The sequence below is a fragment of the Nocardia sp. NPDC057455 genome (assembly GCF_042802775.1).
Lineage (GTDB): Bacteria > Actinomycetota > Actinomycetes > Mycobacteriales > Mycobacteriaceae > Nocardia.
Genome location: NZ_JBHVDM010000138.1, coordinates 1 through 12,084 on the forward strand (window position 1 = coordinate 1; position 12,084 = coordinate 12,084).

Genomic DNA, 12,084 nt, shown 5'->3' on the forward strand with positions numbered 1-12,084 from the left:
GTGAAGCAGTATCCGCCCCGGGCCGTTCGCCCGGGGCGGATCTATTCCCAATCCCGGGAACAATACACGCGCGCATCGACAGGCGGCGGACCAGAATGAAACCGCGATTCAACGGCGGGTCTGAGAGGTTCGTATGCCGGAGCACCCCAGCGCATCCGACCGTCCACTTGCGCATCCGTGGGCGAATCGGCGCATGCGCGGCACCGAGGTGCCTCGGCGAACTTCTCACCCCTGGGCCACTCGGCATCTGCTCAAAACCGAGGTGCCCCCACGACTACCCAACCCGTGGTCGACACCGCGGTACGTCGAGAAACCACGTGCCGTCGCCGTCGACTCGGTGCCGAGCGACGGCGGGCCGCCGACCGGCCCCGCCGTCGGGGGCGAGGAAACCATCGGCACCGCCGAGCGGCTGCTGCTCGGTGCACTCGAGGCCGAGTCCGAACCCGGTTCCGGGCGCAGCGCGCGCTCGCGGCCGAGCGGGCGGAGATTGGGCGGCGGGCTGGTGTCCATGCCCAAGGTGAGCCCGCTCGATCCGCGCACCGCGGTGATGCAGAACCCGGAAGTGCCCGAGCACAAACGGTTCTGCTGGAAATGTCAGCAGCCGGTCGGCCGCACCGCCGAAGCCGGCGCCGGTGCCGTGGAGGGCGAGTGCGGCCGATGCGCCTCGCCGTTCAATTTCCGGCCCCTGCTCCAGCCGGGGGAGATGGTCGCCGACCAGTACGAAGTCCAGGGCTGTCTGGCCCACGGCGGCCTCGGATGGATCTACCTCGCGATCGACCGCAATGTGAGCGACCGCTGGGTGGTGCTGAAGGGATTGCAGAACCCGCTCGACTTCGAGGCGCACGTCGTCGCCCTCGCCGAACGCCAATTCCTCTCCGAGGTGGCCTACCCCGGCATCGTCAAGATCCACAACTTCGTCAAGCACCGTTCCGGGCGCGAGGTGGCCGACGGCTACATCGTCATGGAGTACGTCGGCGGCCGCTCGCTGAAGAAGATGCTGGATCTGCGTGCGCCCGAACGCATTCCGGTCTCCGAGGCGATCGCGTTCATGATGGAGATCCTGCCCGCGCTGGACTACCTGCACTCGTTCGGACTGGCCTACAACGATCTCAAGCCGGACAACATCATGGTCAGTGAGGACGAGGTCAAGCTGATCGATCTGGGCGCGGTCGCCGCGATGGAGTCCTACGGCAGTATCTACGGCACTCCGGGCTATCAAGCGCCCGAGATCACCGAGACCGGCCCGACGGTCGCTTCGGACATCTACACCGTGGGACGGACGCTGGCCGCTCTGGTGCTGGACATGCCCAAGAACGCCGATGGACACCAGTTGCCCGGCATTCCATCGTCGGACGACCAGCCGCTGCTGCGGGACTATCCGGCGTTGCACCGGCTGCTGTGCCGCGCGACCGATCCGGATCCGCGCCGCCGCTTCCCCACCGCCTACGCGATGTACGGTCAGCTCGCCGGCGTCCTGCGTATGGTCCTCGCCTACGACACCGGTAAGGAACATCCGCAGGCTTCGCTGGAATTCGGCGCCATGCGTGGTGATTTCGGCATCGAGACGTTGATCGGGCAGACCGACGGCATGACCGACGGGCGCCATCGCCTGCCCGCTCTGGACGCACCGAGCGTCGTCGCGGCCCTGCCGGTGCCGATGATCGACAGCGAGGACCCCAGCGCCGACCTGCTGTCCACGCTGATGCACGGCGATCCCCGGCACGCTCTGGACGCGCTGCGCCGCACTGCCGACCGGATCGTCTCCGGGACCATCCCGGAGCCGGAGACCTTCGAACTGGAGGGCACGCTGACGGCGGTGCGCGCGCATCTGGACCTCGGCGAGGTGGTGCCAGCGTGCGATCGGCTCGCGGACCTGCGACCCGACTACGGCACGGACTGGCGCCTCGAGTGGTACTCGGCCGTCGCAGCCCTGCTGGACGGGCAGTACGAGCGCGCCTACGAGTATTTCGACCTGGTGCACGGCATGCTGCCCGGCGAGATCGCCCCCGCGCTGGCGCTGGCGGCCACCGCCGAACTCACCCTCCAGCATCTGGGCGATTCCGCGGACGACCGTTGGCATCGGCTCGCCGAGGAGTACTACCGCACGGTGTGGCGGACCAATCACGGCGTGGTGAGCGCTGCGTTCGGGCTGGCCCGCAGGCTCGCCGCCGACGGCGGCTTGCTGGAGGCCGTCGAGGTCCTGGATCAGGTGCCGGAGGCGTCGCGGTATCAGAGCGTGGCGCGCATGACCGGATGTCTGCTGCTGGTCTCCCAGCCGATCCCGGAGACCACCGAAGCCGATCTGCTCGAGGCGGCCGCGCGGCTGGACGCCGCGCCGGACGAACCGAGGGCGTTGCAGCTCCAGGTCATCGTGGTGGGCGCGGCGCTGGAATGGGTGCGCGCGGGCGGCCGGTCGGCCGATCCGGACGCGACCCTGCTCGGCTTCCCGTTCACCCTGCTGGGCCTGCAACGCGGGCTGGAGTCGAGCCTGCGGGCGCTGGCCCGGATCGCTCCGCATCGCCTGCACCGCTACCGCCTGGTCGACCTGGCCAACTTCGTTCGGCCGAAATCGAGGTGGTGAACCGCGCTCAGGTGGCGCGCGCGTTGAGCATGAAAAGCGCGGGCGCGGCCAGGATCACCAGCAGCCACAGCCAGTTGCCGGTGGTCACCGCGAGCACCACCGAGAAGACCACGGCCGCACCCGCCAGGACGACCAGGCGCGGCAGCGGGTTGGTCGGCGCAACCTCGGCCGCGGGGGGTGTGCTGCCCGGCAGGTCGGCGAACAGCTCGGCCAGTTGACTCCTCTTGGTCGCGGCCGCGACGGCCGCGCTGAGTTCGTCGAACTCCGCCAGGCTCAGCCGGCCGGTGCCCAGGTGGTGACTCAGCTCGCGCATCGCGCGCTCGCGGTCGGCGAGACTGGCCGGAAGGCCCGCGGATTCACCCATGCCCGAAGGATAGGCGCGGCGGCGGGACCCGGCATCGAGGGGGATTTCCAGCGGCGGGAAGACGGTCGGCGGCCACGCGTGCGGAGGGCGGTGGCGCCCCGCGCAGGCGGTGTTTGCTGAAATGTCGCTATGGACCGGTCGGTCGCCCGGTTTCGGCCGCGCACCGGCGGTCGTCCCGTGTTGCGATGTGGTTTCCTTGAGGTATGACTGCGGCTGTGGAATACACGATCGACGAGCTGGCGCGGGAGGCCGGTACGACCGTGCGCAGCCTGCGCGTTTACCACGAACGGGGGGTGCTGCCACCCCCGCAGGTCAAGGGGCGTACCGGTTTCTACGGCGCCGACCACCTCAACCGGGTGCGGACCATCAGCAGGTTGCTCGATCGCGGCATCAAACTCAACGGCATCAGGGAATTGCTCAACGCCTGGGATCGTGGCGACGATTTGGGCGACATCCTCGGTGTCGCCGAGCCCGGCTCGCCCGAGGCGGCCGCCGTCGACGCAGGCGACACGATCGCGGCCACCGAACTGGCCGAGCGATATCGCGACGTGCCCAACGGTCTGGCCCGGGTCGTCGCCGCTGGTCTGTACGAGCCCGTCGACGCGGCGACCTACCGGATCGCGGATCGCCGTCTGGCGCACAGCCTCGAGCAGATGGCGGCCGCGGGCATCCCGGCCGAGGAGGTGCTGGGCGAGCTGGAGAAACTGCGTGCCGACGCCGAGCGGATCGCCCGGCGCTACGTGGATCTGTTCCGGCGCACGGCTTGGACGTCGTTCCAGGATTCCGAACGCGGCCCGGCGCAGGTCGCCGATCTCGCGCACCGACTGGAGGCGACCAGGGCGGTCCCGGCGGAGACCATTGCCGAACTCGTGAACCGGCTCGTCGCAAGATATCTCGACCAGGACTCCGAGCTAGCGGAGGTGCTGCCGGAGAGCTGATCGGCGGCGCAACCCCCCGAGGTAGGTCGAAATGCTCCTGTTTCGGATTCCCATCGTTGGAGATACGTAGCAGTAACGTGCCGTTGCTCAACGGTATATTGGTGCGATCCGGCGCGCGCTCGCGGCGCCGTGGAGCTACCTACGCTCGTCTACTTAAGTATGTCTTCCGGCAACCTACCGATGCGCCGAAGTGTCGCTCCCCCCGACAATCTGAACGTCGCACAAGGGCAGCAGATGGGTGTGGGCACATGGGAAGCGTGACGCTGTGGATGCAGATGTCGCTCGACGGCTTCGCGGAGGGGCCGGATCAGGAGATCCACTGGCCGGTGGTGGACGAGGAACTGTGCGAGTCGTTCCTGGACGAATTACGCTCGGCCGACCTGTTCCTCTACGGCCGCAAAACTTACGAGATCATGGCGTCGTTCTGGCCGACCGCCGACATGGATCCCGCGATCTCGGAGTTCTACGTGGATTTCGCGCGGTGCTGGAAGCAGACGCCCAAACTGGTCTTCTCCCGCACCCTGTCCGCCGCGGGCTGGAACACCCGCGTGGTCCGGGACGACCTCGTCGAGACGATCACCGCGTTGCGCGCGCAGCCGGGATGCGACATGGTCCTGTTCGGCGGCGCGGAGACGGCGTCGGAGTTCATGAAGCACGACTTGATCGATGAGTACCGGTTGTTCGTGCACCCGATCCTGCTCGGTGGCGGGATTCCGCTGTTCCCGACGCCTGCGGTGGTCTCGGGGTTGCAACTCGTCGACGTGATGACCTTCGACAGCGCGGTGGTCCAGATGCACTACCAGCAGATGGCCTCCGCGAGGTAGCAACCGGCGCGGGAAGCGCGAAACGGGGTCCGTTGCCCGCGTAAACGGGGGCTTGACCTTTGCGTAACCTCTGATTGTCGAGCGCGTTGCCGCGTCGTCGGCTAACTTTCGTTTTATGTCCCTGGTTCAGGCACGTGGCGACGTGCTGCCTGCATCCACCAGTGAATTCATCGGCCGGGAAACGGAATTGGACCGGCTGGGTGCGCTGCTGGACAGCGGTGCCCGCCTGATCACCCTGGTCGGCCCGGGCGGGGTCGGCAAGACGCGATTAGCGGCGGAGGCGTTGTGCCGCGGCGCGCGCCCCCGTCGCAGGCCGGTGTACTGGGCGCGGCTGGCCGGGCTGGAAGCAGACAGCACCGCGACCGCGCAAGACGTGATGCAGTCGGCCGTGCGCACCGACGTCGGCTCGCCGCCGACCCGCGCGGCGCTGGTGCGCACGTTCACCAGCGTGGACCGTTCCGCCGAGCGCGCTGTCCTGGTGCTGGACAACTGCGAACACCTGCTCGGCGTGGTCGCGGCGATGATCGCCGAGTTGCTGGAATCCGTGCCCGGCCTGACCATCCTTGCCACCAGCCGCGAGCCGATCGGCTGGGCCGACGAGTACATCCTGGCCGTGCCGCCGCTGTCGCCGCGACAGTCGCTCGAATTGTTCCTGCAGCGGGCCGAACTCATCGGACGGGCGATCCCGGACGACCGCGAGGCGATGGCCGTCGCCACGCGAATCTGTCGCCGGGTCGATCACAACCCGCTGTTCATCCGCCTGGCCGCGGCGCGTCTGCGGCACCAGCCGCCGGTCATGGTGCTGCGCGAACTCACCGGCGACGCGGACGACAAACGCTTGCACTGGACCCACGGCGCACGGGCGGGCGCCGAGCAGCGCCATCGCGGTGTCTACGACGTGATCGCCTGGTCGTTCGCGCTGTGCGGCGCCTCCGAGCAGTTGCTGCTCGAGCGGTTGTCGGTCTTCGCCGCCGGGTACGAGACCGACGACGAGTCGCTGCGCGGGGGCATCGAGCTGGACGCCGCGATCGCGGTGTGCGCCGACGACGCCCTGCCCGCTGATGCGATCGAACACCTGCTGGAGCGGCTCACCGAACAATCGCTGCTGTCGGCGCATCTCACCCCGACCACGGTCAGCTGGTATCTGGTGGAAAGCGTCCGCGTGTTCGCCCGGGACCGGCTGCGTCGCCGGGACCGCGGCGAGTTCGACCGGCTCGCCGCGCGGCACCGCCGGTATTTCCGGGACAAGGTGGTCGCCGGGCAGGCCATCTGGCTCGGACCACAGGATCAGGCCTGGCTGGCGTGGGCGCGCTCAGCGTGGAACGACATCGTGCTCGGCATCGAATCCGGTCTGGCCGACCCGGCGGAGGCCGTGGTCGCGCTGGAGACCGCCGCCGTCCTGCTCTCGATGAAGGTGCCCTACGTCAAGTCCGGTGCGGGCGCGCTGACCCGGTTGACCGAACGCGCGCTGGAGGCCACCCGGGCATCCGGGCTCGGCCCTCCCGGGCTCGCCGACCTGGCCACCGCGCTGCTCGGTTGGATCTCCCTGTGGCAAGGGCGGACCGATCACATCCCGCAACTCCTCGCGGACTGCGCCACCCACCCCCCGGAAGCGGGTCCGCGATACACCGACATCGATTTCGGGCTGCCCGCCCCGGTCGAGTGGCTGTGGGGGCTCGAGTTGATGCTCGTGCGCGGTGACCCGCGCGCCGTCACCGTCCTTGCCCGGGCGCGGCGCAAGTTCACCGAACAGGGCGATCGCATCGGCGCCGAGCGCAGCGACGTGTTCGCGGCGTTCTGCTCCGCCCTCGTCTGCGACCGACGGCAGGCGCTGGAGAACACGGCGCGATTCCTGGAGCGGTCGGTGTCGTCCGGCTCGACGTTGTCACGCGCCTGGGCCGAGATCGCGCGCGCGGTGGCGCTGGCCAAACACGGGTCCGCCACCGAGGCGCTGACGCTGACCCGCGGGGTGCTCACCCGCTACCGCGGCGAACCGGACACCTGGACGGCGAGCTGGGCGGTGGGCGCGCACATCGTGGCGCTGGCCCAGGTCCTCGTCGCGCAGCGGGCCGAGGGCGGCGATCCCGCCGTGGCCGCCGACACCGCGCGGGAAATCGCCTATCTGGTGGGCGGATTCAAGACACGTCAGCGTTCGATGGGCATATCCGTCGACCGGGTTCCGCTGATCGCCGCCGAGCTGCGCCGCGCCGCGGAGGTCTCCCGCGCGGTGCTCGGCGACCGCGCCTACGCCTCCGCCGAACGCAGGACACGGCTGCGTCCCGAACTCGACGCGCTGTGGTCACTTACCGCGGATCCGGCGCCGTCCGCCCGGCGGCCGGACCGGCCGGCCGCTTCCCGTCCGGTGTCGCGGCGGCCCGCCGCGCGCTGGAGCGAGCTGTCGGAAGCCGAACGCGATGTCGCCGTCTTCGCGGCGGCGGGCTGGCCCAACAGCGCCATCGCAGGCCGCAGGCGCAGCTCCATCCGGACCGTCGACGCGCAGGTGGCCGCCATCCGGCAGAAGCTGATGATCGCCTCCCGCGCCGACATCGCGGCCCACATCCCCGAGGAGCTCGCCGACCGCGTCCGGTACGAATCCGAGCGGCGGCCGAGCCGTAGCCGCAAAGGAAGGGCAGGGCGCGCCCATTAAGCTGCTCGAGCAGTGGTTTTCCGGATCGGTAGGTGCGTCGGCATGTCGGAGGTGAGCAGCGGTGGTGGCAACGGCCCCGCCGCGCCCGCGGAGTTCGTGGGCAGGCATGCCGAACTGCGGCGGATCGATGCCTTACTGAACTCGTCGAGTGCCCGGCTGATCACCTTGTTGGGACCCGGCGGCATCGGCAAGACAACGCTCGCGGTGGAAGCCGTGCGGAGATATCGCGGCGGGACACGGCACACGGTGCACTGGACCCGCCTGGCCCGACTCGCGCCCGGCGCGGAGACGGGGGCGGTCGCCGAAGAAGTGCTCTTGTCCGTCGCGAAGAACGGCATAGCGGGCCGCTCCGCCTGGGACGGCTTGCTGGACACCCTCACCGATGCCGGCGCCGACGACGAGACGCACCGGACCATCCTGGTGCTGGACAACTGCGAACACGTGCTGGGCGGGGTCGGTCCGCTCGTCGTCGGTCTGCTGCAGGAGATTCCCGGCTTGACCATCGTCGCGACCAGCCGGGAGCCGATCGGCTGGATAGACGAGCAATTGGTGACCGTGCCGCCGCTGTCGAGCGTGCACGCCCTGGAACTGTTCCGGCGGCGAGCCGAGCGCACCGGCCGGCCGATCCCCGAGGACCCGGGACAGCTCGCCATCGCCACCCGGATCTGCGGGCACGTCGACAACAATCCGCTGTTCATCCGCTTGGCCGCGGCGCGACTGCTGCACCGGCCACCCGCGATCGTGCTGCGCGAGTTGTCCGGTGACACCGACGATCGCCGCCTGCAGTGGACGCACGGCACCAGGGGCGGCGTCGGCGAACGCCACCGCAGCGTGCGCGACGTGATCGCCTGGTCCTACGGTCTGTGCACCGCACCCGAACAGTTGCTGTTGGAGCGCTTGTCGGTGTTCGCCACCGGTTGCGACGCCGAGAACGACGAGACGCCCTCCGGTGGGGCCGAAGTGGACGCGATCGTGGCGGTGTGCGCGGACGCGGCGCTGCCCGCGGAGCGGATCGAGGGGCTGCTCGAGCGCCTGGTCGAACGCTCGCTGCTGTCGGCCCACCTCACCGCGGCCACGGTGCGCTACTACCTGCTGGAGAGTGTCCGGGTGTTCGTACGGGACCGGCTGTCCACGCGTGGCGACCACCTCGACGAGGCGCGGCTGCTCGCCCGGCATCGGCGGCACTACCGCGACCGTGTCGCCGCGGGCCCGGCCACCTGGTACGGCCCGCGGGAGCAGGAGTGGATCGCTTGGGCGCGTGCGGCCTGGGACAACATTCTCATCGCCGTCGAGACCAGCCTCGCCGACCCGGAGGAGGCCGTGGTCGGGCTGGAGACCGCCGCGACGCTGATGGCATTGCGCGTGCCGTTCATCACCGGATCCAACCGGGCCATCACCAGCCTGACCGAACAGGCTCTGGAAGTCACCGCGCAGGTCGAGCCGCCGCCGACCCGGCTGCGGATCAACGCGACCGCGCTGGTCGGCTGGATCGCCATCTGGCAGGGCAGGCACGCCTACACCGCGCAACTGCTGGACGAATGCGCCGCGGAGTGCCTCGCCCCGGAACTGCGGCGCGGCTGGCGCGAGACGACGGCGACCGACCTCGGCCTGCCCGCCGCGGTGGAATTCACCTGGGGACTCGAACTGCTGCTGATCCACCTCGACCTGCGCGCGGTGGACGTCTTGGCCAGGGCGCGCCGGAAGTTCGCCGTTCTGGGCGACCGGGCGGGTGAGCAGCGCAGCGAACTGTTCGAGGCGCTCACCTACGCGAACCTGGGCGACGCGGACGTCGCGCTCGGGGCCGCGCGCAGGCATCTGGACCGGGCGGTGGCTTCCGACGCGGGCTGGGCGACGTCCTGGGCGGAGCTGGCCTGGATGATCGCGGTATCCCGGCACGGTGATCCGCGGGAGGCGGTGAAACTCGGGCAGTCCACCCTGGAGCGCCTGCTGATCACCGGGGACACCTGGACGGCAGGCTGGGTAGCGCACTTCAGCATGATGGCGCTGACCTACCTGCTGTCCGCCCGGATCGAGGCGGGTGACACCGGCAGCGCCGCAGCGATCGCCGCCGCCACCGAGATCGCCCATCTGCAGGGCGGAATCGCCACGCTGCACCGCTCGATGGGCATCGTCGCCGATCGGGTGACGCTGGTGGCCCGCGGCACCGCTCGAGCCGTTGCGGCGGTCACCGCGGTCATCGGCGTCGAGGCCCACGCGGCGGCGGTCCAGCGCGGCGCCCGGCTGCGTCCCGAACGCGACGAACTGCAATTGCTGTTGCTCGGCAGATTGCCGGTCGGCCAGCTGCCGAACCCGCGGCCGCAGGCCAGGTCGACCGCTTCGCGCTGGGAGGAGTTGACGCCGGCGGAACGGGAGGTCGCGGTGCTGGCCGCGGCGGGATGGGCCAACAGTGCCATCGCCGCACGCCGAGGGAGTTCGATCCGGACGGTCGATGCCCAGGTGGTGTCCGTGCGCAGGAAGCTGATGGCGGCCACCAGGGCCGACATCGGCTGGCACGTACCGGATCACCTCGCGGAGCGGATCCGGCTGGAATCCGAGCGGCGACCCGCGCGAACGCGAGCACGCCCGTAACCGTCGCGGCGGTCACGGGCGTGCGATAGCGAGAATCGGTCAGGTCAGGTCAGGGAGCCGTCGTAGCACAGGCTCGCCGATCGCCAGGACCGCTGGGGTCCGGTGCCGGGATCGAAGGCCCACTGGTCGATCGAGCCCGCGGCTTTCCACCACAGCGAGCCGCGTCCGTCCGAAACGACCTGGTAGACGTCCTCGGAACCCTCGATGAGCTGGCTGCCGACGCAGTAGTCGTTGTACTCCGTGCCGTACTGGCGGGCGCCGGGGCTGAACAGGCCGGCGGGGTGGGCGTAGGCGCCCGGGTTCGGCACGGTGCTGGCCTGCTGCGCGGAAGCTCCGCGATGCCAGTACGGGGCACCCTGTCCGTCGGTCCCGCAGGCGAAGGTCCAGCCTCCCGCGACGACGGTGGCGCCCTGGCCGTAGGCGCCACCGGCCCAGAGGCAGGCAGCGCCCTGAGCCTCGGCGGTGCCCGCGCCGAGGCTCAGGCCGCCCGCCGCCACCGCTGCCGCCGCCAGCAGGGTGAGCGTCCGTACCGTGCCGCCGCGCTTGTCGTTACACGCGGCCGGCCGGCGAAGCCCGCTGATTTTAATCATGAGTGTTTCTCTTTCTTGCGTTCCCGGCCGGAGTGGATTTCCGGGATGGTGATACTTCAAGTAATGTGCCGCTAGGTAGCGGTACGATCAGTCCGCAAAGGCGTCACGGAAGGTTTCGGGGTGCGGAGGTGTGTGCTGGGCCTGTGGTCACCGGCACCAGGCGGCCTGCGCGCGGCAGACGGTGTAGCCGGTGCCGTCCGGGCGGGCAACGCGCGACCAGCTCGAGCCGTCGGACCCGTCGCCGGTGGCGAGATCGGGTGTGGCCTGGTTCTGCCGCTGGCGGTAGTCACGGATGGCCTGGTCGGCCTCCTCGGCGTCCAGTCGGTCGCTGTCGCGATGGTGGTAGCCCATGGGGTCGATGTGGTGCCAACCGGTGGTGTCGCCCGTGCCGTTGCGCGGGTTCGAGGGACCCGAGTGCGACTCCGCGCCCGCGATGCCCGCGGCGCCCGCGGCGCCCGCGGCGAGTGTGCCGACGATCGCTGCACACGCGAGCAATCTGGCGGCGAAATGAGTGGTGTTGGCGGTCATCGTAAGTCTCCGTTCGGATTTCGCGCAGTGCACGGCGACACGGCACGAGCAGCGGCGGTGCGGCGAACGTCGGTGGTCGGGGTTGCCGCGCGAGGTGGGGTCGGGGAGGGGATCGAGGCGGCATCCGTCGCGGATGTGTCGTCCGCGGGGCGGTGCCGGTCGGCTCGGTCCCGGTCGTCGGGTTGGGGAGAGCCCGGCCTGTCGTATCCGTGGCGGCCCGGGTCTGCTGCGGAGCGCGGTGCCGCGACGGTTGTGTCGGGCCCGGCCTGCGCTTGGGGCGATGCCGGGGTTTCCGGCGTGGCCGCTATCGCGCTCACGATCAGCGGGCGGACGAGCCAGGTCTGTGTCCGTCGCTGGTGCGGCGTGATGCCGGTCATCGTTCGCGTCCGTTCATCTCGCCACCTCGGGATCTGGGATCGGTCCGGTGAGGTCCGATCGGTGGGTCCCTATCTATCGTGCCGTTGTATAACGTCACATTAATCGACGGGTCGATATCTTGTCGAGGGCTTTCTCACACCTGGGAAGAAGTGAGGGCGTCCTTCGCGCGGCGGCGTACTGACCGGCCGCGACGCTGACGGCGCACAGCCGCGCTCTGGGGAGACCTCTCGGGCGGCCTGGCGATGACGCTGGCGGGCGTCGCCCGAGCCGATGCGGACGGTGGCGGTGACAACGCGAGCTGCCGACCTGACCTCTGCTGGGACCGGCGCGGGGGTGGTGTCGGCGATTACCGACGATGTGGATTCAGCATGCGCGCGAGATCAGACGACCAGCGAGCAAAGGGTGGCAGCGCGGGAGGATCAGCCGTGGCGAGAAGCGACTCTGCGCACAACGATCCACACGAGTGTCGCGCTCGGTGGTCGAATGAGCGGTCGGGGCCCGTTGCGGTGCGTACGAGATCGACCGGCGTCAGCGTCCGCTTGTCCGCGGCATGTCCTCTGGTCGACCGGGTCGCCTTCGGTGATCGCCTTGTCTCAGGACCCGGCGGTGGATGGTTGGGGGGCGAGCGGATATGCGCGCGAAGAG

General features: G+C 69.9%; 8 protein-coding genes. 5 read left to right on the plus strand and 3 right to left on the minus strand.

Going from position 1 to position 12,084, the window contains the following annotated elements; all coding sequences use genetic code 11:
- The first annotated feature begins 193 nt into the window (after positions 1-193).
- A complete protein-coding gene (locus ACFU5M_RS32465) occupies positions 194-2,581 on the plus strand; it encodes a tetratricopeptide repeat protein (protein WP_379055077.1) in 2,388 nt (795 codons plus the stop codon).
- Between the two features lie 7 nt (positions 2,582-2,588).
- Here ACFU5M_RS32465 and ACFU5M_RS32470 read toward each other — a convergent pair whose 3' ends face one another.
- On the minus strand, positions 2,589-2,945 hold the full coding sequence (locus ACFU5M_RS32470; RefSeq protein ID WP_379055079.1) for a DUF1707 domain-containing protein: 357 nt from the start codon (positions 2,943-2,945) through the stop codon (positions 2,589-2,591).
- Positions 2,946-3,148: 203 nt separating this feature from the next.
- On the opposite strand from ACFU5M_RS32470, the gene ACFU5M_RS32475 reads away from it, so the two are divergent.
- The 4 genes from ACFU5M_RS32475 (at position 3,149) to ACFU5M_RS32490 (ending at position 9,943) form a co-directional block, all read left to right on the plus strand.
- The gene (locus tag ACFU5M_RS32475) at positions 3,149-3,883 is read left to right on the plus strand and encodes a MerR family transcriptional regulator (RefSeq protein ID WP_379055081.1); all 735 of its coding nucleotides are present in this window, start codon (positions 3,149-3,151) and stop codon (positions 3,881-3,883) included.
- Between the two features lie 248 nt (positions 3,884-4,131).
- Entirely contained in the window at positions 4,132-4,707 is a 576-nt protein-coding gene (locus ACFU5M_RS32480; RefSeq protein ID WP_379055083.1) for a dihydrofolate reductase family protein, read from the plus strand.
- 115 nt (positions 4,708-4,822) lie between these two features.
- Positions 4,823-7,354 carry an ATP-binding protein gene (locus ACFU5M_RS32485; protein ID WP_379055085.1) on the plus strand — a complete coding sequence of 844 codons (2,532 nt, stop codon included), beginning with the start codon at positions 4,823-4,825 and terminating at the stop codon, positions 7,352-7,354.
- A 42-nt stretch (positions 7,355-7,396) separates the two neighbouring features.
- A complete protein-coding gene (locus ACFU5M_RS32490) occupies positions 7,397-9,943 on the plus strand; it encodes an ATP-binding protein (RefSeq protein ID WP_379055087.1) in 2,547 nt (848 codons plus the stop codon).
- A gap of 44 nt (positions 9,944-9,987) precedes the next feature.
- Here the strand turns inward: ACFU5M_RS32490 and ACFU5M_RS32495 are convergent, their stop codons facing one another.
- Together ACFU5M_RS32495 and ACFU5M_RS32500 are read right to left on the minus strand one after the other, a co-directional pair.
- Positions 9,988-10,533 (minus strand): hypothetical protein, encoded by a 546-nt coding sequence (locus ACFU5M_RS32495; protein ID WP_379055089.1) that lies wholly within the window; start codon positions 10,531-10,533, stop codon positions 9,988-9,990.
- A 147-nt stretch (positions 10,534-10,680) separates the two neighbouring features.
- A complete protein-coding gene (locus ACFU5M_RS32500) occupies positions 10,681-11,061 on the minus strand; it encodes a hypothetical protein (protein WP_379055091.1) in 381 nt (126 codons plus the stop codon).
- Between the last annotated feature and the right edge of the window lie 1,023 nt (positions 11,062-12,084).

What these genes read in the sequence shown, in the direction of transcription:
- ACFU5M_RS32475 (WP_379055081.1), top strand. Translation starts at nt 3,149, where the DNA reads ATGACTGCGGCTGTGGAATACACGATCGACGAGCTGGCGCGGGAGGCC.
- ACFU5M_RS32495 (WP_379055089.1), bottom strand. Translation starts at nt 10,533, where the DNA reads ATGATTAAAATCAGCGGGCTTCGCCGGCCGGCCGCGTGTAACGACAAG.
- ACFU5M_RS32480 (WP_379055083.1), top strand. Translation starts at nt 4,132, where the DNA reads ATGGGAAGCGTGACGCTGTGGATGCAGATGTCGCTCGACGGCTTCGCG.
- ACFU5M_RS32485 (WP_379055085.1), top strand. Translation starts at nt 4,823, where the DNA reads ATGTCCCTGGTTCAGGCACGTGGCGACGTGCTGCCTGCATCCACCAGT.
- ACFU5M_RS32500 (WP_379055091.1), bottom strand. Translation starts at nt 11,061, where the DNA reads ATGACCGCCAACACCACTCATTTCGCCGCCAGATTGCTCGCGTGTGCA.
- ACFU5M_RS32490 (WP_379055087.1), top strand. Translation starts at nt 7,397, where the DNA reads ATGTCGGAGGTGAGCAGCGGTGGTGGCAACGGCCCCGCCGCGCCCGCG.
- ACFU5M_RS32465 (WP_379055077.1), top strand. Translation starts at nt 194, where the DNA reads ATGCGCGGCACCGAGGTGCCTCGGCGAACTTCTCACCCCTGGGCCACT.
- ACFU5M_RS32470 (WP_379055079.1), bottom strand. Translation starts at nt 2,945, where the DNA reads ATGGGTGAATCCGCGGGCCTTCCGGCCAGTCTCGCCGACCGCGAGCGC.